General features: G+C 41.4%; 20 protein-coding genes, 5 tRNA genes and 3 pseudogenes. 18 read left to right on the top strand and 10 right to left on the bottom strand.

Features of this window, described 5'->3' with window-relative positions:
* The 3 genes and pseudogenes from V7K40_RS09275 to V7K40_RS09285 form a co-directional block, all read left to right on the top strand.
* Nucleotides 1-1,358: pseudogene (locus V7K40_RS09275) on the top strand (ribosome assembly protein 4); the annotation flags it as partial.
* Nucleotides 1,359-1,549: 191 nt separating this feature from the next.
* Nucleotides 1,550-2,164, top strand: a pseudogene (locus V7K40_RS09280) (hypothetical protein).
* A gap of 323 nt (nucleotides 2,165-2,487) precedes the next feature.
* Nucleotides 2,488-3,231, top strand: coding sequence for an alpha/beta hydrolase (locus V7K40_RS09285; RefSeq protein WP_334958778.1), 744 nt, complete (start codon nucleotides 2,488-2,490; stop codon nucleotides 3,229-3,231).
* Between the two features lie 338 nt (nucleotides 3,232-3,569).
* Here the strand turns inward: V7K40_RS09285 and V7K40_RS09290 are convergent.
* A tRNA-Val gene (locus V7K40_RS09290) sits at nucleotides 3,570-3,642 on the bottom strand.
* A gap of 143 nt (nucleotides 3,643-3,785) precedes the next feature.
* On the opposite strand from V7K40_RS09290, the gene V7K40_RS09295 reads away from it, so the two are divergent.
* The 3 genes from V7K40_RS09295 (at nucleotide 3,786) to V7K40_RS09305 (ending at nucleotide 6,936) form a co-directional block, all read left to right on the top strand.
* Nucleotides 3,786-4,376: a metal-binding protein gene (locus V7K40_RS09295; protein WP_334958780.1), complete on the top strand. Its 591-nt coding sequence runs from the start codon at nucleotides 3,786-3,788 to the stop codon at nucleotides 4,374-4,376.
* Between the two features lie 51 nt (nucleotides 4,377-4,427).
* Nucleotides 4,428-5,246, top strand: coding sequence for a nucleoside triphosphate pyrophosphohydrolase (gene mazG / locus V7K40_RS09300; protein ID WP_334958782.1), 819 nt, complete (start codon nucleotides 4,428-4,430; stop codon nucleotides 5,244-5,246).
* A 373-nt stretch (nucleotides 5,247-5,619) separates the two neighbouring features.
* Nucleotides 5,620-6,936 (top strand): glutamate-5-semialdehyde dehydrogenase, encoded by a 1,317-nt coding sequence (locus tag V7K40_RS09305; protein ID WP_334958784.1) that lies wholly within the window; start codon nucleotides 5,620-5,622, stop codon nucleotides 6,934-6,936.
* A gap of 119 nt (nucleotides 6,937-7,055) precedes the next feature.
* Here V7K40_RS09305 and V7K40_RS09310 read toward each other — a convergent pair whose 3' ends face one another.
* On the bottom strand, nucleotides 7,056-7,802 hold the full coding sequence (locus V7K40_RS09310; RefSeq protein ID WP_334958786.1) for a methyltransferase domain-containing protein: 747 nt from the start codon (nucleotides 7,800-7,802) through the stop codon (nucleotides 7,056-7,058).
* Nucleotides 7,803-7,975: 173 nt separating this feature from the next.
* Complete coding sequence (locus V7K40_RS09315) at nucleotides 7,976-9,391, bottom strand: isochorismate synthase (RefSeq protein WP_334958788.1); 1,416 nt, start codon at nucleotides 9,389-9,391, stop codon at nucleotides 7,976-7,978.
* 313 nt (nucleotides 9,392-9,704) lie between these two features.
* Here V7K40_RS09315 and menA point away from each other — a divergent pair, with 313 nt between their 5' ends.
* From menA to V7K40_RS09330, 3 genes are read left to right on the top strand one after another with little or no spacing between them, the layout of a single operon-like run.
* Complete coding sequence (gene menA / locus V7K40_RS09320) at nucleotides 9,705-10,601, top strand: 2-carboxy-1,4-naphthoquinone phytyltransferase (RefSeq protein WP_334958790.1); 897 nt, start codon at nucleotides 9,705-9,707, stop codon at nucleotides 10,599-10,601.
* Between the two features lie 13 nt (nucleotides 10,602-10,614).
* Nucleotides 10,615-11,625, top strand: coding sequence for an o-succinylbenzoate synthase (locus V7K40_RS09325; protein WP_334958792.1), 1,011 nt, complete (start codon nucleotides 10,615-10,617; stop codon nucleotides 11,623-11,625).
* A complete protein-coding gene (locus V7K40_RS09330) occupies nucleotides 11,610-13,082 on the top strand; it encodes a 2-succinylbenzoate--CoA ligase (protein WP_334958794.1) in 1,473 nt (490 codons plus the stop codon). The genes V7K40_RS09325 and V7K40_RS09330 overlap by 16 nt, the downstream gene beginning before the upstream one ends.
* A 40-nt stretch (nucleotides 13,083-13,122) precedes the next feature.
* Here V7K40_RS09330 and V7K40_RS09335 read toward each other — a convergent pair whose 3' ends face one another.
* The 3 genes from V7K40_RS09335 to V7K40_RS09345 all read right to left on the bottom strand — a co-directional run bounded on the left by V7K40_RS09335 (nucleotide 13,123) and on the right by V7K40_RS09345 (nucleotide 14,465).
* Complete coding sequence (locus V7K40_RS09335; protein WP_334958796.1) at nucleotides 13,123-13,566, bottom strand: thioesterase family protein; 444 nt, start codon at nucleotides 13,564-13,566, stop codon at nucleotides 13,123-13,125.
* Between the two features lie 171 nt (nucleotides 13,567-13,737).
* Nucleotides 13,738-14,199, bottom strand: a complete 462-nt coding sequence (locus V7K40_RS09340; RefSeq protein ID WP_334958799.1) for a type II toxin-antitoxin system VapC family toxin — start codon at nucleotides 14,197-14,199, stop codon at nucleotides 13,738-13,740.
* Nucleotides 14,196-14,465, bottom strand: coding sequence for an Arc family DNA-binding protein (locus tag V7K40_RS09345; protein WP_334958802.1), 270 nt, complete (start codon nucleotides 14,463-14,465; stop codon nucleotides 14,196-14,198). Before V7K40_RS09345 ends, V7K40_RS09340 begins: the two co-directional genes overlap by 4 nt.
* 131 nt (nucleotides 14,466-14,596) lie before the next feature.
* Between V7K40_RS09345 and V7K40_RS09350 the strand changes: the two genes are divergently transcribed.
* The 3 genes from V7K40_RS09350 to V7K40_RS09360 all read left to right on the top strand — a co-directional run bounded on the left by V7K40_RS09350 (nucleotide 14,597) and on the right by V7K40_RS09360 (nucleotide 18,795).
* Nucleotides 14,597-16,156, top strand: a complete 1,560-nt coding sequence (locus V7K40_RS09350; RefSeq protein WP_334958804.1) for an ATP-binding protein — start codon at nucleotides 14,597-14,599, stop codon at nucleotides 16,154-16,156.
* On the top strand, nucleotides 16,132-18,303 hold the full coding sequence (locus V7K40_RS09355) for a hypothetical protein (RefSeq protein WP_334958807.1): 2,172 nt from the start codon (nucleotides 16,132-16,134) through the stop codon (nucleotides 18,301-18,303). Before V7K40_RS09350 ends, V7K40_RS09355 begins: the two co-directional genes overlap by 25 nt.
* 189 nt (nucleotides 18,304-18,492) lie before the next feature.
* Complete coding sequence (locus tag V7K40_RS09360) at nucleotides 18,493-18,795, top strand: hypothetical protein (protein ID WP_334958808.1); 303 nt, start codon at nucleotides 18,493-18,495, stop codon at nucleotides 18,793-18,795.
* A gap of 144 nt (nucleotides 18,796-18,939) precedes the next feature.
* Here V7K40_RS09360 and V7K40_RS09365 read toward each other — a convergent pair.
* Both V7K40_RS09365 and V7K40_RS09370 read right to left on the bottom strand, forming a co-directional pair.
* Nucleotides 18,940-19,024: transfer RNA gene (locus V7K40_RS09365), tRNA-Ser, on the bottom strand.
* Between the two features lie 131 nt (nucleotides 19,025-19,155).
* Entirely contained in the window at nucleotides 19,156-20,073 is a 918-nt protein-coding gene (locus V7K40_RS09370) for a TIGR04168 family protein (RefSeq protein WP_334958818.1), read from the bottom strand.
* A gap of 149 nt (nucleotides 20,074-20,222) precedes the next feature.
* Here V7K40_RS09370 and nadA point away from each other — a divergent pair, with 149 nt between their 5' ends.
* From nadA to V7K40_RS09400, 6 genes and pseudogenes are all read left to right on the top strand, one after another.
* On the top strand, nucleotides 20,223-21,197 hold the full coding sequence (nadA, locus tag V7K40_RS09375; protein ID WP_334958810.1) for a quinolinate synthase NadA: 975 nt from the start codon (nucleotides 20,223-20,225) through the stop codon (nucleotides 21,195-21,197).
* Nucleotides 21,198-21,319: 122 nt separating this feature from the next.
* Nucleotides 21,320-21,405, top strand: a tRNA-Tyr gene (locus V7K40_RS09380).
* A 79-nt stretch (nucleotides 21,406-21,484) separates the two neighbouring features.
* Nucleotides 21,485-21,556 (top strand) — tRNA-Thr (locus tag V7K40_RS09385).
* A 241-nt stretch (nucleotides 21,557-21,797) separates the two neighbouring features.
* A pseudogene (locus tag V7K40_RS09390) lies at nucleotides 21,798-22,082 on the top strand (methyltransferase type 11); the annotation flags it as partial.
* Nucleotides 22,079-22,807 carry an HAD family phosphatase gene (locus V7K40_RS09395; protein WP_334958813.1) on the top strand — a complete coding sequence of 243 codons (729 nt, stop codon included), beginning with the start codon at nucleotides 22,079-22,081 and terminating at the stop codon, nucleotides 22,805-22,807. The pseudogene V7K40_RS09390 and the gene V7K40_RS09395, both read left to right, overlap by 4 nt.
* Before the next feature lie 65 nt (nucleotides 22,808-22,872).
* Nucleotides 22,873-22,945, top strand: a tRNA-Ala gene (locus tag V7K40_RS09400).
* Nucleotides 22,946-22,950: 5 nt separating this feature from the next.
* Here the strand turns inward: V7K40_RS09400 and V7K40_RS09405 are convergent.
* Together V7K40_RS09405 and V7K40_RS09410 are read right to left on the bottom strand one after the other, a co-directional pair.
* On the bottom strand, nucleotides 22,951-23,643 hold the full coding sequence (locus V7K40_RS09405; protein ID WP_334958814.1) for a SprT family zinc-dependent metalloprotease: 693 nt from the start codon (nucleotides 23,641-23,643) through the stop codon (nucleotides 22,951-22,953).
* Nucleotides 23,640-25,699: type I restriction enzyme endonuclease domain-containing protein (locus V7K40_RS09410; RefSeq protein WP_334958816.1), on the bottom strand; the 2,060-nt coding region annotated here is incomplete at its 5' end. The genes V7K40_RS09405 and V7K40_RS09410, both read right to left, overlap by 4 nt.

Raw genomic sequence — 25,699 nt, forward strand, 5'->3', positions numbered from 1 at the left:
ATGGGCAAAGGCTGGCTTCTGCAAGTTATGACAAGACGATCAAACTCTGGGATGTCGCCACAGGCAAAGCTGTGCAAACCCTGACTGGGCATAGCAGTGCGGTCACTAGCGTGGTGTTTAGCCCCGATGGGCAAAGGCTGGCTTCTGCAAGTTATGACAACACGATCAAACTCTGGGATGTCGCCACAGGCAAAGCTGTGCAAACCCTGACTGAGCATAGCCGTACGGTCATTAGCGTGGTGTTCAGCCCCGATGGGCAAAGGCTGGCTTCTGCAAGTTATGACAAGACGATCAAACTCTGGGATGTCGCCACAGGCAAAGCTGTGCAAACCCTGACTGGGCATAGCAGTGCGGTCACTAGCGTGGTGTTTAGCCCCGATGGGCAAAGGCTGGCTTCTGCAAGTTATGACAACACGATCAAACTCTGGGATGTCGCCACAGGCAAAGCTGTGCAAACCCTGACTGAGCATAGCCGTACGGTCATTAGCGTGGTGTTCAGCCCCGATGGGCAAAGGCTGGCTTCTGCAAGTGATGACAAGACGATCAAACTTTGGGATGTCGCCACAGGCAAAGCTGTGCAAACCCTGACTGGGCATAGCAGTGGGGTCTATAGCGTGGTGTTCAGCCCCGATGGGCAAAGGCTGGCTTCTGCAAGTTGGGACAAGACGATAATTATATGGAATTTGGATTTAAATAAGTTAGTCAAAGATGGTTGTGGCTTGCTGAACAATTATTTGGTTGTCCATCCTGAAGTGCTGCAAGAAGTAACGGAATGCCAAACTCCGCCTCGGCTGTTGCAAGCCGCAACAGTATTAGTTATCCAAGGTGAGAAGCTAGCGCGAAATGAAGATGTTGATAATGCTATTACCAAATTCCGCCAAGCCCAGCAGTGGGATACTAATTTAAAATTTGAACCCCAGGTAAAAGCACAAGAGTTTGTCAACAAAGGCAAGGCTGAACGCTCAGTTGCTGAAGGAAACAGCCGCTTAGAAGAGAGTAAGTTTAAGGAAGCACTAGCAGCTTACACCGAAGCCCTCAAGTTTGATCCAAAAGTCGAAATTCCTGCTGATTCTTGGAATACACTATGCAGGAACGGGAGTCTGCAAAAACAAGCTGCTGATGTTTTACCAGCCTGTGATAAAGCGGTTGCACTTGCACCTGATGGCAGCACTCGTGATAGTCGTGGCTTGGCTAGGGCGCTGACAGGCGACACTCAAGGGGCGATTACCGACTTTGAGGCATACATCGCCCAGCCTGGAGATAAAGATAGTAAAGCACAACGGCAGCGCTGGGTGAAAGATTTACGCGCGGGGAAGAATCCGTTTACAGATGCAGAACTTAAGAAGCTACAAAATTAGTGAGACATTGTGCAAAAAAATGAAGTTATCTCACTTTTGCAAAAATATGTCTATGACCTCTCTCCAAACCTCTCCCCTAAGAGGGGAGAGGCTTTGAATCTTACTCCCCAACGCTAGTAGGGAAGGGGTTGGGGGTTAGGTTTCTATTGAACTCAACCCAGAAGCAGTATAGATAATCACAAGGCGGAAGGATGCTATACAGCGATTTTAGTCTCGCTAAGGTGAAAAAGAGTTTTGACTTAACCCTCGATGAAACTCGGAATTTATTTGCTGATACCAAACCTGTTACACCATCAGAAACTCTCAGAACGATTTTGATTGATTACATTCCTTTAGCAACTGCAATTTCAACTTAAAAAGCAGGATCAGAGTTTTTAATTGCACCAATCCTGGCAGAAGTCAGACGATTATTAAATAATCAAATCTCCCTGTTTTCTGGCAATGAATTTAATGTTGATGCAACTCAAGGCTTACAATGGTTTTGCGATTACATCATTAGTAATTCCCAGGAGCAATTATTTATTTCTGCTCCAGTAATGTTTATTTTTGAAGCAAAAAAAGAAGATATTATCGGTGGTCTTGGTCAATGTGTAGCGGCAATGATTGCGGCGCAGTTGTTCAATCAAAATCAAGGCAATGAAGTTGGGCGGATTTATGGATCGGTTACTAGTGGAACTAATTGGAAGTTCTTATTTTTAGAAGAGACGACAGTTTATATAGATTCGACTGAATACTATATTAAAGAAGTTAATAAAATTTTGGGTATTTTATTGCAACCTTTTCAGCCTGTTTTAACTGCTGTTTGAATATATAGCAGCTGCTGATGTAAATAGATAAAAAATTAATTATACAATTTCATTGCGAATGCAGCGTACTCCTACGGAGAAGCAAGCTACGCGGTAGCGTCTCCAAGAGTTGGGAAATATTCGCCCTTCTCTACAAGAGGCTGCGCCAAGGCGTTCCCGCAGGGTAGCGATCGCAAGGGCTGAGTTCGAGACGCTTCGCGATCGTTCGCAATGACTGTAATTAATTCTGTACGGTTACTTAACTTACCTGGTCAAGGTTTAAAATTTGCTAAAAAATAAGAGAAGTTAAAAAACTCGTCCACCATTACCACTGTTCAATTAATATGAGTCTATATTGTCTAGTTCACGGTGCTTTCCAAGCCACCTGGTGTTGGGATTTGCTAATTCCCTACTTAGAAGCACAGGGTCACAAAACCATAGCAATGGATTTACCAATTGAAAATGCATCTGCAACTTTATCCCAATTGGCAGATGTAGTAATTCAAGCGCTGCCAAAAACTGATGATCATATTGTGCTAGTCGGTCACTCAATGGCTGGTACTATAATTCCTCTGGTTGCAGAAGCGGTAAAAGTGCGTCAACTAGTATTTGTAGCTGCGCTGCTCCCCTATCCTGGAGTTAGTACACTCGACCAATTTTCTCATCATCTTAATTCTGATACGCTCAAATCATTAAATTACCAGCCAAAAGACCCAAGTAAACTCAAACAGTTCTACGATGAACCTGATATGTATGAACCAGCTTCTGTAGGGAAAGATTATTCAGACGAAGCAGTATTAAGGGATTTTTTCTTTCATGATTGTCAACCAGATGTAACACAGTGGGCAATCTCGAAAAGTCGTTCTCAACAATCTATGGCATATATTTTTGAAACGAATCCTCTAAAAGCTTTGCCTTCGGTTGAGCGTAAATATATTGTTTGTACCAATGACCGCATAATATCTCCTGCATGGTCACGCATTGCTTCCCGCAAGCGCTTAGGAGTTGATGCCATTGAGCTAGCCTCTGGACATTGCCCGCATCTCTCTCGTCCTGACCTTCTTGCTTCAGCATTAACTAGTGATTAATTGTTTGAGTTTGGATCAATTGCCATAGCAAACTTATTTTCCAATTGCTGCATTTTTGAAGAATATTATAAAAATCCACAACCAGACCTAAACCAATTAAATCAATTGCAGAAAATAGAGAACTAATCGATAATTATCAGTTTTAATGCATCTTTTATCGCAGTAGAAAACATTCAAAATCTTTTCCCAAGATATAGAAGGATTGCAATTTGAGGAGGGGTTTACGGTAGTAGAGCGCGATCAGATCCGCCAGCGTCCTCTACCGTAGTTAGGAAATACCACAAATTCAAAAAGGCTAGAAACTGCATTTAAGCTGTCTCTAGCCTTATTCTAATTAATGGGCAGTACCAGACTCGAACTGATGACATCCTGCTTGTAAGGCAGGCGCTCTACCAACTGAGCTAACCGCCCTTTTTACTAATCCTTAACTAATATAGCAAAATATTTCGCGTGGCGCTAGTTGTTTTGGGAAAATCTTTTTTTCTCTTATACTGACTCAGTATTCAATTACTCAGCACGGGCTAAACGCCCCGCTATCGCTAACAGGATTTAGGATGCCCTCTGGTCGGACGCACGATCGCATTACTATGTATGCTCTGCCGTTAGTGGCAGGCGTTACTTTCTGGCAGACTCGCAGTAGCAATGCAACTTTGTTGGTTGCAGGCGGGTTTCTATTTGGAGGGCTAATGTTTGGCCCCGATTTGGATATTTACTCTGTGCAATTTCAACGCTGGGGTTTCTTGCGCTGGATTTGGCTACCTTATCAAAAAAGTCTCCGCCATCGTTCTTTTTTATCCCACGGGCCGATTATTGGTACGATCCTGCGGATACTTTATCTGGGGTGTTTGCTAGCTATTTTGGCTATTTTCGTTTTGGCAATTGCCGAAAGGTTGGGGAATCTGAGCTTTACTTGGCAGGATTTAGGACAAACTGTGGGGCGATCGCTCGTACAATACGATACTGAATATATCGCCCTCTTTTTGGGGTTGGAACTCGGTGCGATGAGTCATTCTCTCAGCGATTGGGGCGGTTCGGCATACAAGCGTTTTAAAAAGCAGGGGGTTCGGGGGTTGCTTCCTAGTGGCAAAATTAAGAGGCGGAAAGTGAGCAGGAGTGGTAGTCGTCGGGCGAGAGTGAAGAAATGATTTTTTTTAACGCGAAGGGACGCTAAGGGAAGCGCAGAGGTACGCAGAGGTATGGAAAATCAAAATGAGAGTTTGGCGGCGTTGCAGGAGTTGATTGAGGTGGTGGCGAAATTGCGATCGCCTGATGGGGGTTGTCCTTGGGATTTGGTACAAACTGCCGAAACGCTGACGCCTTATGTGATTGAGGAAGCTTATGAGGTAGTGGACGCGATTAGGAGTGGGGATAAGGGGGCGATCACAGAGGAGTTAGGCGATTTGTTATTACAAGTGGTACTGCAAGCCCAAATCGCTAGTGAATCTGGACAATTTTCTCTCAAAGAAATAACTCAGGGGATTTCCCAAAAGTTGATTCGCCGTCATCCCCATGTGTTTGGTGATGTGTCGGTAGCAAGTGTGGATGAGGTACGGCAAAATTGGGAACAAATTAAAGCGGAGGAAAAAGGTGAAGCATCTCCAGACGCGCAAAAACTTAGTGCTAAACTCGGTCGTTATGGGCGTACCCTTCCCCCGCTGACGGCGGCGATGAAGATTTCTCAAAAGGCTGCGGCGATCGGGTTTGAATGGGAAAACATTCAGGGTGTCTGGGATAAGTTTCATGAGGAGTTGGCGGAGTTTCAACAGGCTTTGGCTGAGGAAACATTAGAACGACAACAAGCAGAATTAGGCGATTTACTGTTTGCAGCTATTCAACTAGCCCGTTGGCATAATCTTGACCCTAGCGCCGCTTTGCAAGGCACAAATCAGCGATTTGTTCAGCGATTAGAAAAAATGGAGGCAGTTGTTGACCGTCCCCTTTCTGATTACAGTTTGGATGAGTTAGAAGACTTGTGGCAGCAGGCAAAAGCGCAACTTGCCAAAGAAGGCTTATAAGTTAAAGCCCTTCGACCAGAGTAAAGGTAAGTATAAATTATTTCCTTAATAAAAAGACTAGAGAAACATAACTCACTTTGTCTCTCTAGTCTCGGTACGCATAAATCATATTTAAGACTTTCAAATAATGCCTGTACTAATACTTAAAATATTTATATAGCTGTGAAGTTATTACCTCTGGTTTTTCTGTGTTCGATAATTACAGAATAAATGTTTTAAACCAAGTCTTGCTTCACCCGATCAGAGTAATTATTGATTACCCACATGGTTCACCCGATTGGAGGAAGACGATAAAAGAGGAGGGAGGAAAATAACTAATAACCAATGATTAACTCAGTGTTGATAAAATGAGGAAAAGGTAAAGATTTGTGCTATGACTATTCTTAACATTGCTTCTCCCCTAATTACAATCGCAGGGCAAACCCGCCAAGCTGCAAGTAAGCTAGCGATTCTCTCCACTGAAGCCAAAAATCAAGCGCTTGTTGCGATCGCTCAAGCTTTAGAATCAGCTAGAGATGAAATTTTACAAGCAAATGTTGCTGATTGTGAAGCTGCTACTTCTGAAGGAATTGCCAAACCACTTTATAAACGCTTGCAATTAGATGAACATAAGTTAAGAGATGCGATCGCTGGGGTACGAGATGTTGGTAAGCTAGCTGATCCAGTCGGTAAAGTGCAGATTCACCGCGAATTAGACACTGGTTTGACTCTCAAGCGGATTACTTGTCCTTTAGGTGTTTTGGGGATTATTTTTGAAGCCCGTCCAGAGGCAGCAATTCAAATTGTTTCTTTGGCTATTAAATCGGGTAATGGTGTAATTCTCAAATGTGGAAAGGAAGCGGTGCGTTCTTGTGAAGCAATAGTTAAGGCAATTAAGCAGGGATTATCTCATACTGCTGTTAATCCTGATGCGGTGCAACTGCTAACAACTAGAGAAGAAACTTTAGAACTTTTGAAGTTAGATAAATATGTAGATTTAATTATTCCTAGAGGTTCTAATTCATTTGTCCGGTTTGTGCAGGAAAATACGCGGATTCCGGTACTAGGTCACGCCGATGGGATTTGTCATCTTTATATAGATAAAGCCGCTGATATTTCTAAAGCAGTTCCGATTACTGTTGATGCCAAAACGCAATATCCTGCTGTTTGTAATGCAATTGAAACTTTGCTAGTTCACTCCTCTATTGCTACAGAATTTTTACCCAAAGTTGCTGAGGCTTTGGAAGAACGACATGTGGAATTAAGAGGTGATAAACGCACGTTAAAGATTTTACCTAACATTGCAACTGCAACAGAAATAGATTGGGAAACAGAATACAGCGATTTTATTTTGTCGATTAAGATTGTAGACTCTTTAGAAGATGCGATCGCTCATATTAATGAATATGGTTCTCGCCATACTGACGCGATTATTACTGAAGATTCAGTATCTGTTGAAACTTTCTTTGGACTGGTAAATTCAGCTAATATATTCCACAATTGTTCCACCCGCTTTGCTGATGGCTTTCGCTATGGTTTTGGTGCAGAAGTAGGGATTAGTACGCAACAAATGCCTCCCCGTGGTCCTGTTGGTTTAGAAGGATTAGTCACATACAAATATCAAATGATTGGTGATGGTCATATTGTAGCTACTTACACTGGGGCGAATGCTAAAGTTTTCACTCATCAGGATTTTAAGATGACTTTTTAACTGTACGATAGTGCAAAAACAACTTATTTTTAATCTGGCGAGTTTCAAGGAGAATTCAAAGCCTCTCTCCTTACAAGAGAGAGACTTTCCATATAAAGAATTCCACTAAGTTTTTATGATTATCGGTAAAAGCACAAAAATTGTGTGGCATTGAGTGGATTGTTATACAGGCAATCAAAGTGAGTGAAACTGTACTTTTGTGAAATTTCATCAAGAGTTTGGTGAGTTTCAGGAAAATCACTTGAAGAAATATGGTTTGCTACCATTAAATACTCTTGGGGAGTAAGTAAATACCAGTATTTTTGTACACCCTCTAAGTAACGTCTAAGGTAAGTTTCTCGTTCTTCTCCTTCTTTACGAACAACATCAATAAGAATAAAAACACCGTTAGACGTGAGGAGATTTTTCATCTGACCAATAATACAGTCCTTTTGTTCAAGACTTAAATGGTGGAGGGCAAAAGAGCTGAGAATGATATCGAAGCTATTGTGCTGACTTAACATCAATTCAGGAACCAATTGGGAAAAATCACCTTGGGTAAAGGTTGTGTCACACTGAATCTTTGCCATGTTATCCTTAGCAATCTCTAGCGCAGGTATGGATAGGTCTATGCCTTGGTAGAAAGTAATAGTGCTATTTAACAGAGCCTGGGCAGTAAAGCTAGCATCGCCGCATCCCAAATCAAGCATTCTGAAGGGTTGTTGGAAGTAGCCAAGCAGTAACTCACGCAGTATAGAGTAAATTTCATGGTGTCCCATGTAATTGTTATCGACTATTTTCTGGTAGAGTTTCCACTGCTCGTTAAAGAACTCTTGAGGCGGAAAAAGTCCTTCTTCACTACTTTTGGAAAGCTTTATATCTAACATATTGCTTATTTTCTTTAATTAAGGGTGGTGGAACAGAATTTTTAGTTGATAGAGTTTCCTAAAAAGCCACAATATTTTCATATTATCCAATTAATCACTCCAACTCAACTAAGTTGCTGTCTAGTACAGTGTTGCTCATAGCGTTTTCTAGATCAACTACTGGAGAATTAACTTTAAACTAATGCTTTCAGTAACGCCTGAAGCTTAAGTTGCACCTCTGCAAACTCCTTATCAGGATTAGATCCTGCGACAATACCAGCACCAGCATACAATCTAGCGCGATCGCCATAGACCAATGCTGAACGAATTCCCACAATAAACTCGCAGTTCCCCTGAGAATCTATCCAACCTAGAGGCGCAGCATACAAACCTCTTTCAAAGTTTTCGTAACGACGAATTTCGGCACAGGCTACATCTCGTGCTGCACCGGCAACGGCTGGTGTAGGATGCAATTGGGCGACAATCTTTAATGGATGGATGTTAGCTGGAACCATAGCACTGATTGGTGTCCATAAATGCTGGATATTCGATAATTGTCGCAGGCGGGGTGCTAATATTTGGGGTAATAAACCTAGCTGGCATAGGCGTTGTGTAATGAAATTAAGTACCAGCGAGTGTTCGTGCTTTTCTTTTGCACTATTGAGTAAGCGATTGGCATTAGCTGCATCTTCAGCAGGCGTTTTACCTCGTGGTGCAGAACCAGCCAATGCATCGGTGATTAACTGTTGATTATTAATACTAATTAATCGTTCTGGACTTGCACCAATAAAGTTTTGTCCCTTGCCATTACTTGTAGAAAAAATATAACAGTTAGGATGTATTTGTCTAAGATTATTTAAGGATTTAACTAAGTCAAAGTGATTGCTTGATTTGACATCTAATATATCTGCTAGCACAATCTTACTTAAATGACTAGACCGAATTTTTTCCAAAGCAGATACTACTGAACGTTTAAACTGAGCAGCATTCGTGACAGATTTATTGGAGAATTTTGCCGGAAAAGAATCAATATTAGCAGAGTAATATTCTAAAGATTGAAGAAATTCAATTTTATTTTGCACAGTCTCCAACAACCTTTGAATATTTACATTTTCATTGATAATTATATTTGTTACTAATATACAACGCTGATTTTTCACAGCTACTTGCCAACGGGGGAGAAAAATGGTAGCAGATGGAAAGGGATAATCTACTTGGGAATTTTTGTCAAAAAAGCTGAAATAACAAAAAAAGTGAGGGCCGGAAAAAGGTTGATTAACGTTACCAAAATTAATTATATTTTTTAGGCAAGATTTGATAAAATTTTCTGCTTTAGTAAAACGGTCTGCTCCATCAATTTGTAATTTTGTCACAGCATCAATTGCTGCGATCGCTTCTCCTTTACCTTTGTCCTCAAAGTAAAAATTTATTTCATTTGCTTGTGTAAGTTTGTCCAATACAAGTAAAGGGTCAACTAAATCAATCTCCTGGGAGATACTGACAATTTGCCTACAATTATTGTTGACGCACTTTTCTTGCACTACTACCAGAAATTGATATAAATCTTTGTGTTCTACAAATAAGTTGTTACGACATGGTAAAACTGTCATGGATCTTCTAACGATAGTAAATTTTGTTTAAGTTAACTTCCTAAAGTGTAATTAATCGTGGTCGTATTTTTACAGGTAACATATTAAGTTGCCATTTTACCAGCGTAGGGTTTGCCTTGTTTGTGGTGTTCTCAGAACATGATAAGCCAGTTTTAGCCTGAGATTGCAACGTGAGGGTGAGTGTTAACAACACAAGGTTAACAAGCCACAGTAAAAGTGACAGTTGTTTGTATATCACCCATATCTGGAGTCTCTTTAAATCATAAAATCTAAAGTGTGAGTAATATTCCGGCAATTTAATTAATCACAACTGATGACTACCAAGCAGATTTTATATCCCAACACTAAGTTATGGATGGCAGCGATTAAACCGCCAATGTACAGCGTTGCCATTATGCCCATTTGGGTAGGAACAGCAGTAGCATTTGCCGAAACTAAAATGTTCAATGGTGCAGTATTTTCTACTTTTGTAACTGCGGCAATTTTAATTCTTGCCTGGGAAAATATCAGTAATGATGTCTTTGATTCCGAAACAGGTATTGATCAAAATAAGCACCATTCTCTGGTCAACTTAACAGGCAATAAGCTATTAATATTTTGGATAGGAAATTTGTGTTTAGGTTTAGGGTTGCTGGGCATACTAGCGATCGCCTTTTGGCAACAAGACCTAACTGTCATCGCCATAATTCTGCTGTGCTGCGGTTTGGGCTATATGTACCAAGGGCCTCCCTTTCGTTTAGGATATCAGGGTTTAGGTGAAATTCTTTGCTTTTTTGCCTTTGGCCCCTTAGCAGTGGAGGCAGCATATTACAGCCAAACTCAAACTTGGTCAATAACGAGTTTAGCAGCCTCAGTCATCGTGGGGATTGCCACAACCTTAATTTTGTTTTGCTCACACTTTCACCAAGTTAAGGATGACATAGCCGCAGGTAAGCGATCGCCTATCGTCCGTCTGGGAACAGCAAAAGGGGCCCAACTCCTAGTTTGGTTCACTGGTAGCATTTATCCCCTCACCTTGCTGTTTGTGCTATTAGGAATTTCTCCAGCTTGGACATTGCTGAGTTGGCTGAGTTTGCCCTTTGCTGTCAAATTATGCCGCCACGTCCAAGAAAATCACAACCAACCGGACAAAGTTAGTAACTGTAAATTCATCGCTGTAGCCGTGCATTTCTGGGCTTGCTTGCTGTTGGGCTTGGGATTTATGCTTTAGCAATTACTAATTGATGCGTTATCAATTTAAATTTCGTCCCTATCGGCGAAGATTTGTGCGAACACTGACTACCAATCATGGCAATTGGGATATTCGTGAAGGTATTATCCTCCGTCTCACTGATGAAACTCTTAGAGTTGGCTGGGGAGAAATTGCCCCCATTAGCTGGTTCGGTTCCGAAACCCTAGAACAAGCCTTAGATTTTTGTCGTCAACTCCCAGAAGAAATCACAGACGAGATAATTTTCTCCATCCCAGATGAGTTACCAGCTTGTCAATTTGGCTTTGAGTCAGCCTGCGAGTGGGGCAGTGGAAAGTGGGGAGTTGGAAGTAAGGGGGATGAAAAAAATAATTTCATAACTCCTAACTCCTCACTTCTCCCCTACAGTGGCTTATTACCAGCTGGGGAAGCAGCTTTAAATCAATGGGAAACCCTATGGCAGCAGGGATATCGCACGTTTAAATGGAAAATTGGTGTGGATGCGATCGCTCATGAACTAGAAATTTTTGAGTCACTGATCCACACCTTACCAGCCTCTACGAAACTGCGATTAGATGCCAACGGTGGACTCACCTATGAAGAAGCTAACTTATGGCTGTGGACTTGCGACAATCTCAAGGCAAATGGAGAACTACCCCTAGAAATTGAATTTATTGAACAACCGTTGCCTGTTGAGCAATTTCAGGGAATGTTGGAATTGAGTATGAGTTATGAAACTGCGATCGCTTTAGATGAATCTGTCGCCACACTTGGGCAACTAACTGCCTGTTATCAACAAGGTTGGCGAGGGATTTTTGTGATTAAGCCTGGAATAGTCGGATCGCCATCTCATCTGAGAAAGTTTTGCCAACAACATGAAATTGATACTGTATTTTCATCAGTCTTTGAAACTGCGATCGCAAGACTTGCAGCACTCCAGCTAGCAGCGGAATTATCCCGAAACAACAGGGCAATTGGTTTTGGCATCGACCATTTTTTTGAACAAGAGGAAACGTGGCTTCAAAGTTTATGCAAAGACCTTTAGACTGTCTTAATAATCTGGCTCAGGATGATTGGCTTATCGGTTATAACAGCCGTGAATTTAATCAAATTGCTCAAGAATTATATTTAGAACTAATACAATTATCAGCGTGTGGAACGCCACCAAAAATCATCTTAGCTGAACGCGAACCATTACGATTTTTAGCCAGTTTTATTGCCGCTTGTGCAGCTAATTGTCCAGTTTTTCTTTGTAACCCCGACTGGGGAACACAAGAATGGCAACAAGTGTTTGACTTAGTACAGCCAGACATTATTTTGGGAATGGCGCATGGGGCATGGGGAAGCCACTGCGTTGTCCGGGTTTCCCGGCTTGTACCCCTACGGGGAAGCAAGCTACGTGCAGCGTCTCCGACAGGAGAAGCAAGTGGTGTCATGGGGAATGGGAATAATACCCAATGCCCAATTCGCAATCACATCATGATTCCCACAGGTGGTTCATCGGGGCAGATTAAGTTTGCCATCCACACTTGGGAAACTCTCATAGCATCGGTACAAGGATTTACAGAATACTTTCAACTAAAACAAGTCAATTCCTTTTGCGTGTTACCGCTACATCACGTTAGCGGTTTAATGCAATTTCTGCGCTCTTTCACCACCGGAGGTAAACTGGCTATTTTGCCATTCAAAGCAGTAGAATCTGGTCAAATCTTGAATATTAAAAAATTAGATTTTTTTATATCTTTAGTACCAACACAGTTACAAAGACTTCTGCAAAATCCAGAATTAACTGAATGGCTAATCCAATTTAATACTGTACTTTTGGGGGGTGCGCCAGCATGGAACGAACTATTAGAAAAAGCCAGATTTCATCGTATCCGGTTATCACCTACCTATGGGATGACAGAAACTGCCTCTCAAATTGCTACCCTCAAACCAGATGATTTTCTTGGTGGGAAAATGAGCAGTGGTCAGATTCTTCCCCATGTTCAGGTAACTATTCGCAATCAGCAAGGCAAAATTTTAAATTCAAATCAAATAGGAAATATCAATATTCGTACTCAATCTTTATCCCTTGGTTACTATCCTAAAACTAGAGAAAATCAGGAAATTTTCCAAGTAGATGATTTAGGTTTTTTAGATGACCAAGGTTATTTAAATATTATCGGACGTAACAGCGACAAAATTATTACAGGTGGGGAAAATATTTACCCAGCAGAGATTGAATCAGCTATACAAGCAACTCAAATGGTTGCCGATATTTGTGTCATCGGCATCCCAGATCAACACTGGGGACAAGCCTTAACAGCTATTTACATTCCCAAAAAATCAGATACCTCTGCCTTAAAAATCCAAACTCTACTCAAAGACAAACTCAGCAAATTTAAAATCCCTAAATATTGGATTCCTCAGCAAAACTTACCCCGCAACTCCCAAGGTAAAATTAACCGCCAACAGTTACAGCAAATAGCCACAGAATTCCTCCAAAATTCCATCACATAATCTCTCTAGACTTTCTTCTCTCTGCGCCGCGCCAGTTGCTTCAAGTCGGGGAACCCGCCCAACGCACTGGCTTCTCTGCGTCTCTGCGGTTCGTTTCCAACCACTGGATTATCTCTTCAGGTAATTCCTGCTTACTTCTACTACTTGCATCAATACAAACATGCCTAGTAATAGCCTTTGCAACTACCACCTCAGCCACTGTAATTTCGTAAGTAATTTCAAACTTATCAACACCTAATTTTTGGGGTATTAAACTAATCAGCAACTTGTCCCCTACAAACATAGGGCGCAAAAAATCGACATTAGTATGAACAATGGGGAAAGCCACAGACGGATTAGCAAAAAAATCTTTGAGATTAATACTTGATGCTTCTAGAGATTCTTCATAAGCTTCATGGCAAATACCCAAAACATTAGCAAAATAAACTACCCCAGCAGCATCAGTATCTTGAAAGCGAACCGTGCGGTTATAAGTAAAAGGCATTTTTGACAATTAAATATTAAAAACAAAAAAACAGCAGGTTGATTGCTCTACAAACTAATTTTATTGCAACTAAGTAAGTCAGTGAGAAAAATTCAATTTCTCCAATTCTGAGTTTGTATCAAGATGTTTAGTCTTATCCAATGCTTTGGGGGTAAGAAAGAGCGATCGCTTCTACATTGACTCCAACGGCGGAACCTCGAAGTCATTAAACGAAGAAACATTGTAAGATGAAGCGGCTATTGCCTTCACCAGCTTGCCGTCGAGAGTCAGCAAAGTAGCATTAATCTGTTGTGAAAGTGCAACATAAGAAGCATCGTAGGCGGAGATTCTATAATTTAAGGCGATCATAACTGCATCCGCCATCAAATCAGCTGTGGAGACAACACGCAAAGGGAAGCTTTTGAGAGTTGCTAAATCTGCTGGCACATCAGCAACAGCATAAAGTCTGGCGCGGACATATTTCCAAATGATATTGCCACACTCAATGTAAAACAGGTCTGGAACAAAGATTGCACTTTGGGGATTGGCAAGATGAGCAAACAGTTGATTAACTTTCGGAGTTAATGGATCATCTGGTATAAATTGCTTAATAGCTACACTTGCGTCTACAACACATCTGAGAGGGATAGTCATCTGTCGCGGTCTTCTCGGATTAACGCAGTACTATCAGGCCATTCCACATCAGTCTGGCGACTCTCACGGCGAAGGCGAATTTCCTCTAAGAGTTTTGGGACATTCTTTCGTCTTTCGTTCTCAGTTAACTGTATTTTTGTCTTCTGCAAGGCGTTCTGCAATATTGTAATAACTTGAGCATTAACTGAGCTATTTTCAGCTTTAGCTAACTCTTGCAGTTGTTCGTATAACTCATCGGGTACATTTAGTGCATGAAGGGTAGCCATTGATTGAACTCCCAAAAGAATTTATTGGTAATGGTAGCACGATGTCTTGGGGGAGAGCAGCGGGCGATTGCTATTAAATATTTCAATAAACTGCTACACTAATTATTTATTGAAACATTTTTGGTTTAAATATGGGCATTAATATTAAACAAGCCCTTTCCTTGACTGATCATGTTCGGTTAGGAACAACCTCTTCCTCTCCATTTTTAGGTTCACCAACGTTTGACGAAGTACCTTTTCATGTACGTGAAGGGCGTATGCCAGCTTTGGGAACTTACGTAGTTATCGAACGAGATAAAGATGAGATAGTTCATTACGGACGTATTATCGAGGGAACAGAGGATAACCCTCGTGCTAACCCATCAACACTGCAACAGAATCAGGCATATCAGGTAGGTTCAGACAAAACTCGACCATGCGATCGCTCTCCACATGTTACCCGTGTGATGACTATTGAGGTTTTAGGTGAAATACATCTTGATGGTAATCATCAGATCACTATTAAAGAACCCAGTCTCTTAGCACAAACTGGTCAGGGAGTATATGAAATACCAGCTGATAGAATACCGCAACTGCTCAACACTCCTGATACGCAAGAAGATGGTTTTTACTTAGGTGAAATAGAATCAGGTGGTAAAAGTGCTAACTTTATTTTGCCAATGGAAGCGATCGCCCGACACTTGGCAGTTGTGGGAAAAACAGGTGTAGGTAAAAGTTATGCTACAGGCGTTTTGATAGAAGAGTTAGTTAGGCATGGCATACCTGTTATTGCTTTCGATGTTTTGGAAGATGTAATTCATGCTACTGAAGATTTAGGAGGTCTAAATTTTCGAGCGGGGGTAAATTTTCGTGTTCCTTACTCAGTAATTGGACTTAGTGAGTTTCTTGGGTTTGTTCCTAATCTCACATCTGATCAATCAGAATTGGTATCTATGGCTTATGATTCCGTATTTACTGAAGCACTTCAAAGTTTAGAAAAAAGTGGCAAAGTAAATATCCAAATTGAAGAATTATTAGAGAAAATCCAAGCGGCTGCTACTGAATTTGGACAAGCAGCAGTGGGAGGGAGAGCCGCACGTAAAGTATCAACGGTATTCAAGCGTAATCCACTGTTGACAAGCGGAACAGAGTCTTGGCTAGAGGAATTTGCTCAACAACCAATAACTAATGTTTTTGTTGGGCATTTGAGCCAACAGCAACGAAATTTGATAGTTGGAGCATCAGTCAGACTATTGCAAGCATTGAGAAAGCGCGATCGCATTCCACCTTTTGTCTTTGTACTGGATGAAGCGCACTTTTTTTTACCAGCAGGAGGACAGACAACAGCATCAACTCAAGTGATCCGAGAGATGATTCGTACTGCTCGACATGATGCAATTGGAGTTACATTAATTACTCAAAGTCCTGCATCTATGGATAAGCAAGTATTGTTAACTTGCAATACTCGTCTAGTTTTTGCCCTAGATCCAGATGACATGAAATTAGTATCAGGCACTTTGGGGGGTATTTCTGATGAAATGATTTCTCGTATTCCCAAATTGCCAAAGGGTACAGCCATCATGTCATCAAGTATGGATATCATACGCCACCCAGCACAGATACGTATTCGTAAACGTGAAACTCGTGAAGGTGCGCCAACACCCAATATTGCAGAGGAAGTGAAAATATGGCGGCAGCAGAAGAAATTTTAACGAAGAAAATTTTAGATTTATTGCTAAAACAATCAGAAGGGTTAGAGGTTGATGAAATCATCCAGCATTTGCAAGCAGAAAATAGCGATATTTCTCCTAGAGGTGTACGAAATCTTCTCAACCAACTACTAAAGGAAGAAAAACTGATAAAGCGTAAGCGTCAAGGTAAAGGAAGAGGTAAACCACCCTATGCTTACTTTAACCTTACAACTTTATCTCAATATGTAAACCCTTTTCAGGATATACCAGATGTAGATAGCAGTAAATCTCACTTTGTAGCTAAAACAGAAATTGAAAAAGAGCAGATAGATCCACAAGAACGGGAACGTCAAAAGCAATGGCGGACAGTTTTAGAAAGAATCGCTGCTAATAATCTACTAGCTGATACTTATGCAAAAGTAATTATTGATTACGCATCAGAAATAGCTATACAAAACCCTGTAGAGCTTGTTGTCAACATGGCACATTGGGTAGTTAATGACCTTAACCAGTTAGGCGAAGAAATTGAATGTAAATTGCAAAAATCAGAAACAGTAGAAGCTCAAGTTTTGGTTAGAAGATTAGATGAAAGATTAACATGGGCAAGAAACAATTTGCAAAAATTTTGGCGGCTTGACCGTTCACGAGATGAAATAGAAGGCATTTTAGACTTACCTTCACAAGCCAAAAATTTTTTCCGTGATGGAAGACGCGCTCAATTTAATGAAAAAGCAGCACGAGATAGATTAAAAAATCGAATTATAGGTGATAGGTTAATCGATGAAACAACTCCTCCGGTAAACCAACATAAAGCAGCAGTTGGAACTGATGCTTCCATAGCAAAAATTTTTCTTAATCACACTTCAGGTAGCTTTATTCCTCCAGATCCCGTCATAGTAACTACTTCTGCTGCTGCAATGGTAGTTGATGACAATAATCCTACAAAACAGGAATATTTAGATTTTGATATTTCTCCTGATGGACTACAGGAATATGAAGAATATAATGCTGCTGCTAAAGGTTTAGTACTATCTCCAAATCTAATGCGAACACTTGGTACTGACACCTTTAAAAGAGCGCAAACAGCAGCCTTAGAACTGCGTCAATATCATCAAGATTACCGTGTTGCAACCAGAACTACTGAATGGCGGCCTATGGGTAATTTACCGGATTTAGAGATTAATCCAAAAGTAACCCTCATTTTTCGAGATGGTCGTGTGTTTCCTGTTGTACATAGAATTAATTTCTATGAAGCTGATGGCTTATATGGTGATATTGTACGTAATCAAATTGCAGAATTTGCTGGAGTTATTCATAATACCCTGTTAAATCCTCTTGGTGAAATTATTTACGGTTCGGCAGTGAAAAATCCAGAGCTTTCATGGTTATCACCTTTAGTATTTTGGTATTTGTATAACAGACAAATTCAGGAACAGGGTAAATTTATAGTTAATGCCGATGATGTTTATAAAGCGCCTTTTGTCGATACATCAGTATCCCATCTTTTATTTCTAGGTTTAGCTAACCATTCTAGCAAGTTTAATAAACAGAAACACTTTATAAGCTGTCGAGTTCTCAGACGATTTTCAGATATTGCTTTTGTAGATGATATATTACCCATAGTTATTTCAAAAGATGAGCAAACTGAGCCTTTAAATGAAAATGAGATAGAGGACTGGCAAACTTTTATTGCTCAACGCCTTGTTAGAAAAAAAGCAAATGGCGAAGAAAATAGATTAGAAGAAGATGACTATACACCATTTATTTATATATGTCATAAAGTAGGTGTACTCATGTGTTATGCTGCCCCTAGCTCCGCTTATGAAACAATAGTTAATGGTGATTCTAGTGGAAGTGGACACTTTTTAATTCCTCGTCTTGAAGTTGCTATTAATTTAGAAAAGCAAAACTTACAAACTTACCAAAAAACACTAGATAAGATGCTGTCATGGTTAGCGGCAGGACGTTGGGAACGCGATCATGGACATACACAAACAGGTTTTGATGAAGGAGAAACAGAAAGTCGTTATCCTGTTCTTGTACCCGATGTGACACTCTATGCCGATGAAGCAGCAAAATTTGCCCGTAATAAATTGAGTGACGAGGTAGAGGAGAAAGTCAGAAATCTGATTGCTGACTTGAAAAAGCATTTGGCAGGTGGACACTGATACAAAAAAAGTATGTCGGGTACTTGACATCTACAATAAATATTGCAAAAATTGTTTTAGTGTAAAAACAGACTGAGTTACTCTTAATGGGTATTTGGTTTGATGCACTTTGGCAACAAAAAAGCCAGCCCCATTAATTGCGTTTTTGGGTATCTGGCTTTGAATTAATTTAATTTCGTAGCCCCAATTATGACAGAAAATATTGCAAATGTCGATCTCACACCGACAGAAATTGCGCTGCGGTTGAGTGAGTCGGTCAACAGTAGAGTTTCCAACCGACAAGTAAACCAGCTTTTAGAACAGTTAGGCTTGCAAAAGAAGCTCAAGAGTAGAAAAGGTAAGTCAAAGTGGCAACTTACTGAAAAAGGTCAAAAGTATGGTCGAGTTTATTTAGTTACCAATACTAATGGTAATTGGAGTGGAAATCAAATTAAGTGGAGTCAAGAAGTTATTAATCGTCTGCAAAAAGAACCCCACTGGTTGACTGCTTAAAGCGATCGCCAGTATCAACTTTGAGTAAGATTACAGTATTTATTACTCTAATTGAAGTGAAGAATCACTGATTCTTTACTTCAATTCAGAATTAATATTTTGCCTGTGATTTTTACCAGCAACTAGCACATATTAATTCCTCAACGGAGAGGGGGAGATTCGAACTCCCGGAGGTTTTAGCCTCATCCGATTTCAAGTCGGACGCAATCGACCACTCTGCCACCTCTCCAATATATCTGTCAAACTTGTGCTTACCCTACTTTCAGACGCTATTCAGACGCTTTTGTTGGTTAGCACTAAAGCTGACAGATCATACTATATCGTATCATCTACGCAGATTGCACTACTGGATGCGAATGTCTACGACACACTACGCGATCGCTCGTACAAAATTTCCTCTGAAGCTACCTGGAAGTCATTGCCCACCCAAACTAGGGAAACTTGCGAAACCACACCCGCCTCTAGGGAGACAATGGAAAAATTACGCAACTTCTCGCTGTCATTTTCCACAATCCTGGGGACACTAGCCGCATTTAAGTAAATTGTCCCTTCTGGACTTCTAAAAATAGATTTCCGCAGCACCTTAGTATGTCTTAGAGTATGGTGCATGTGACCAAATGTCACCAGAGGAATGGTTTTACCAGCAGTCAAGGCTTGAGAAATCGCCTCGCCAAAATCTGGATCGCCAAAGTCGCCGCCAATTGGGTGCCAGTCTTTGCCGCAGGGGTCTTCGGGGCGATCGCCTAACCCACTGGGCCCATTGTGACCCAAAAATATAATCGTCTCGTAAGCAGCGCTTTTCACTGCTTTAAAGATGCGATCGGCAGATTCTTCTAAACTCGTCACACCGTAACGTTCTTTACAGATTTCCGCGAATTTCCACTCTGGGCCACCCCAGGTAAAGGGACGACCCCCCACTACAGTTAAATTCCAAGCGGGAAAATCTAGCTTACCGTAACCGACCTGAGACGCGCCTAATAAATCAAGTTGTTCCTGTACCCAGTCCTCCTTAGAGCGGTCATAAGGAGCCTTCTTACGTCCCCATTCGGTGGCGGTGTACCAAGCATCGTGGTTGCCCATCACGGCTGCTTTGGGAATATCGAGAGCGGCGATCGCTCTGACCACTTCTACCGATTCATTACCAAAATCCCCCACAAACAGCACTAAGTCAACACCCAGATGCTTGAGTGCAATACCATCTTCCACTTCCCATTGGTCGTGAACATCTCCAACTACAGCAATTTTGAGGTTTATCGATTGAGTTTTCTGACTGGTCATGCCACTTTCCTTGCCGTCTATCTCCAGGATATGAAACTCAGCCCGATTTGGACACAACCCGAAAATATCAACCGCCCACCATTTTTGGTAAAAACTACTATAATTGATTCCACAGGACATAAATTTGCAACTTAGAGCACCCCCTAACTGTGTTTACTACTGCACTAGCTCAACGAGAAAAAACCCAACCGGGTGAACTACCACTAGATTTGTTTACCGCCATTGAGAGTCTTAAAAAAGAACTTAATGCAGTTATTCTGGCACATTATTATCAAGAGCCAGATATTCAGGATATTGCAGACTTTATTGGGGATTCATTACAACTGGCGAAAGCAGCAGAAAAAACCAATGCGGATGTGATTGTCTTTGCTGGTGTTCATTTCATGGCAGAAACAGCAAAGATACTTAATCCCGATAAATTAGTACTTTTACCAGATTTAAATGCTGGTTGTTCTTTAGCCGACAGTTGTCCACCAGACGCGTTTGCAGCTTTTAAGGCAGCGCATCCAAATCATCTGGTGGTGTCTTACATCAACTGCTCTGCTGATATTAAGGCGATCAGCGATATTATTTGTACTAGTTCCAATGCTGTGAAAATTGTGCAGCAGATACCGAAGGAACAGCCGATTATTTTTGCCCCAGATCGGAATTTGGGGCGGTATGTCATGGAGCAGACCAGACGAGATTTAGTGTTATGGCAAGGTAGCTGTGTTGTCCATGAAACCTTTTCAGAAAAGAAAATTGTCCAGTTAAAAATTGCCCACCCAGAAGCAGAGGCGATCGCACACCCAGAATGTGAAAGTAGTGTATTGCGCCACGCCAGCTTTATTGGCTCCACAGCCGCTTTACTCAAGTATTGTCAAAACAGCCCTGCTAGAGAATTTATCGTTGCTACGGAGCCTGGAATCATTCACCAAATGCAAAAACTAGCTCCTGACAAGCATTTTATTCCTGCACCGCCGATGAATAACTGCGCTTGCAACGAATGTCCATTTATGCGATTAAACACTTTAGAAAAGCTCTACTGGGCAATGAAAAATCGTACTCCCGAAATTACCATGTCAGAGGATATCCGCCTTGCTGCACTGCGACCAATGCAACGAATGCTGGAGATGAGTATGTAATTAGTATTTTTTATCCAGATGGTAGAGACGCAGTTTTGTTGCGTCTCTACCCACAAGTTATTTTTCTAAGCACTTGCAATTTATAAAAGATAATGCTAATATTTTAAATCGTGAGACAAATTGGGTCGGTGTCCGAGTGGTTAATGGAGACGGACTGTAAATCCGTTGGCTAGCGCCTACGCTGGTTCAAATCCAGCCCGGCCCACCACTTACGAAGTTATAAGTTATAATGACTGGGTGAGCATCAAAATTCCCAGCATTCTAACTTACAACAAAAATTATATTTCGCCCGTGTGGCTCAGTGGTAGAGCACACCCTTGGTAAGGGTGAGGTCACGAGTTCAATCCTCGTCACGGGCTTGTTTTGGTAGTAGAAATTAAAGTTTTTATCCAATATGTAGCTTGGAAGCTACTGATAATTTTTGCAACTTACAAAACTTTGCTGGTTGATTATTTTAAAATAGATAAATTAAGTAGTGGTAGTATGGGCGATGCCTAAGGCAGGCTGCGCCAACGCACCAAAATTGATTTAGTTTATGGGGCTTGCTGCAAATGAGTTTGTCTTGGGTTTACAATACTCATGAGCAATGAAATGAGTCCTAATTAGAAGACTCTGCCTAACTTAGAATGGCTTAATGATTATTTTTGAGGAGCCATATATTCGTGAGTATGCTGCTGGGAGCATGGATGCGAATATGGGTGCAGACAGATTTAAAGCTGTGCGATGTCTACGACGGGCTACGCCTACGCAGGAAGTATGGTGGATGCATCAAGTAACTAGCGGCGTTAAACTGATCACAACTGAAAATATCCGCAGTCCACTCCGATATCAATAGATAATGATTTGAAGGGAATAGGATCTTTAGGGTTTGGCATAATGGCATGAGTTTAAAGGCAGTTCTCTTTGATTTTAATGGTGTGATCATTAACGATGAGCCAATCCACCTGCAACTGATAGATGAGATTCTCATGGAAGAAAATCTCCAACCCCAACGCGTTAATGAGCGTCAAGCTTCTTTAGGACGCAGTGATCGCGCTTGTTTTCAGCAATTACTCGCAAATCGTGGTAGAGTGGGTAACGAAAACTACTTAACTCAGTTGCTGTACCGTAAAGCTCAAGCCTATGTAGTGGAACTAGAGAAAATAGAGAAACTGCCTTTATATCCAGGTGTAGAAGACTTAATATTTCAGGTGCGATCGCGGAATCTGAAACTAGGATTAGTCAGTGGCGCTTTTCGTAAAGAAATAGAATTGGTACTCCAGCGAACTAAACTAGCCGAACATTTTAAAATTATCGTCGCGGGTGATGACATCACCACCAGTAAACCAGAACCTGATGGTTATCTACTGGCAGTGAAACGCCTGAATAAAGCATATCCCGAATTGAATCTTCAACCACAAGAATGTTTGGCAATTGAAGATACTCCAGCTGGTATAGCAGCAGCGAAGCGATCGCAAATGCAAGTTGTTGGTGTCGCGAATACTTACCCATTCCACATGCTTCAGCGCTGCTGTAATTGGACTGTTGATTATCTCAGTGATTTAGAACTCGAACGTGTGCAGAAGGTTTATTCCCAAAAACAGCCTCAGCCATCGGTAACTGAGTGTTAGAATACTTTATGGTGAGCGGGTGTTGAGCTAACGAGTGATATTACTCTTGACTCAGTACTAATGAAGGGGAATTAGCTCAGTTGGTAGAGCGCTGCGATCGCACCGCAGAGGCCATCGGTTCAAATCCGTTATTCTCCATTTGTTTATAAACTAAAAATTGCGCCGTTTTTCGCTAACCAATTTTTTCTTTCCACGTAGTTAGGTAAGATTCGCTCTACCCTGTCCCAAAAGTCTCTATTGTGGTTGGGTTGAACTAAGTGAACCATTTCATGAATGACTACATATTCAATCATGGAACTAGGAAGCAAAGCAACCCGCCAGTGGAAATAAATATCACCTTTTGGATTACATGAACCCCAACGATTACCGAGTTCACGGACTTGAATAGAAGTCGGTGCTTTGCCGATTCTGTTAGTAAAAGATGTAATAATTGATTCTAAATGCTGTTGAATATGACCGCGATACCATTGAATAAATAAATCTCGACCTTGGTCTTGATGCGATCGCAAAAGTTCAAAGCGTCCTTGGTAAAGTCTCAGGGGGTTGTCTGCGCTGTTTACTAATTTGAGGCGATAGCTGCGTCCTAAATAATGGAAGCCTTCGCCTGGTAAATAAGTTTTTTGTGCAGATGGCGGTTTGATAGCTGCTTTTTTGAGGAGTTTGCTGTAAATCCAGAAGCGGCGTTGTTCAATAATTTGTCCTAGTTTTTCTACAGGGACTTGAGGTGGTGTTGTGATGATTAGTTGACCGTCGCGTTCTATGGTAATTTCAACTGTGCGACGACGGGGACTTTCGCGCAGTTCAAAGGAAAGTTCTCCAACATTAATAGTTTTCATCGCCCTCGATTTGCATCGTGTCGTTCGGCTAATTGGGTGATTTGGTCTGCTAAACCATCTAGTTTACTATCTGGGAAGACATTTAAATCTTCTAATTTCAGCCAGATATTTTTGCAGAGGTTTTCTCTGGCTACCAAGTCGTTCCAGAAGCCGATTACATAACTTTGGTTGTAGATAAAGTCTACCAGTTCGGTGGTAAAGATTTGGAGTTGGGTGGCAATTTCGGGTGTTGGTGACTCCAGCGTATCTATGAGAGCATTGAAGAAAGGGCGAATTCGAGCTGATGGTTGATTTTCGCTGACTTCGGTTTGTTCGGCTCGGACTTTTTGCGCTAGGTTTAAAAATTCTGTAGCGATCGCATTCCAATCTGCACCCAAACGTTGTAAAATTTCTTCTAGTTTGTCGCTGAGGTTGCGATAATAAACTGGGTCATCGTCTAGATGGGTGCGGATGTGGTAACGGATAGCGTGTTCCATTTCGGCTGCACGAGTTTGCACGGAACGTCTTTGTTGTACCCGTTGCTCAAAGTCTAGGTCTAAAATATTTACTGGTGAAACTTTCAGGTTAATCCCCTGAGATTGAATGTGTTGGTCTATCAGCGCTTGAACTTTTTCTTTAGCATCTTCTGGGCATTCATCTCGGAAAATATCATCGACTAATTTCTTTAATTCTCCCAATTTTTTCGCATCCTTCAGGTAGCGCAAAGCTTGGGGACGAGGTAAAAAGGCATCTATTGCTTGCAGAAACTCCCGCAGAAGTTGATAAAATTCTGCACGCGACCGCTCGTCATGATTTAGGATATTTACACTAGCTTCTTTGTCATCGTAAATATTTAAGTTGCGTTCTTGCCAAAAGTTCATTACCCGTTGATAAGCTCGGTCTAATTTGGGTAGTTCTTCTTGGATATCAAACCAAGCACCATCGACATCTTCTTGGTCGTAGACACTCATCGCGGCGGCGATGTCGATACCGTAATAGTCTACAATTAAGCCGTAGTCTTTACCTTCGGCAGTGCGATTGGTACGAGCGATCGCTTGTAATAAATCATGTTCTACTAAGCTGCGGTCTACATATAGCACTTGTTCTAAAGGTGCGTCGAAGCCTACCAAGAGTTTATTATTCACAATTAAAAAAGCTAAACCGTCCTCATCTAAGTTTTTCCAGAAACGGTTTTTGTAGATGGTATGGTTATTTTCATCCGTCCATTGTTTCCAGGCTTGGGGGTCTTTTTTGCTGTTGGCGGAGATAATCGCCGCAAATTCTAAACGCTTGATGGTATCGAGGTAAGGATAAGCTTGTACAAGGGTGCGGTATTCGGGAGGTGCTGATTCTAATTTCAGATTTTGCAAAATAACGGCATTTGATTCTAATTCTTGAATCAGTTCGTCTTTGGCTGCGGTAAGATATTGCTGGTACAAAACGCAAGCTTGGCGATCGCTTGCTGCTACCTGAGCTTTAAATTTACCCTGCATGATCCGGGTGACATAGTGCCGTAAGATATGCCTAGCTTTGTCCTTCATCAGTTCTTTGGAGTTAAGGACGTTTTTCTTACCAACGTATTTGGATTTAATTGCTGCCCGTTCGTCTGGGGTATAGTCTTGAAATAGCACCTCAAAAAGTTGGTCTAGGGTGTTGGCTCCTTTGACTGCTCCCATTGTTTCCAGCCCTTCGTAGAAAATGGGAACGGTAACTTTATCTTTTTGGGAATCGCGGATACTGTAGATATCAATATAAGGATTTTCCTCATTAGCAAAGATGTCTTTTGTTTTCTTTTTCTTTGCTGAGATGATGGGAGTTCCTGTAAAACCAATTTTGGCGCAGTTGGGTAAGGCTTTGGAAAGGTAAGCGTGAAGGGTGTTGCTGTGGGAACGGTGAGCTTCGTCAATTAATAGTAAAATGTTTTCTGAGGAATTGAGAGCATTGTTTAACTCCTCAATATCAGCGTATTCTTTGATATTAAGACCCCTCTCCAAACCTCTCCCCGAAGCGGAGAGAGGCTTTGAACTCTGATTTTCTTGCTCCTCCCTCTCCTCGTAGGAGAGGGAGGCTGGGTGGG

The organism is Nostoc sp. (genome assembly GCF_036917195.1).
In the GTDB taxonomy this organism is placed as follows: Bacteria; Cyanobacteriota; Cyanobacteriia; order Cyanobacteriales; family Nostocaceae; genus Nostoc.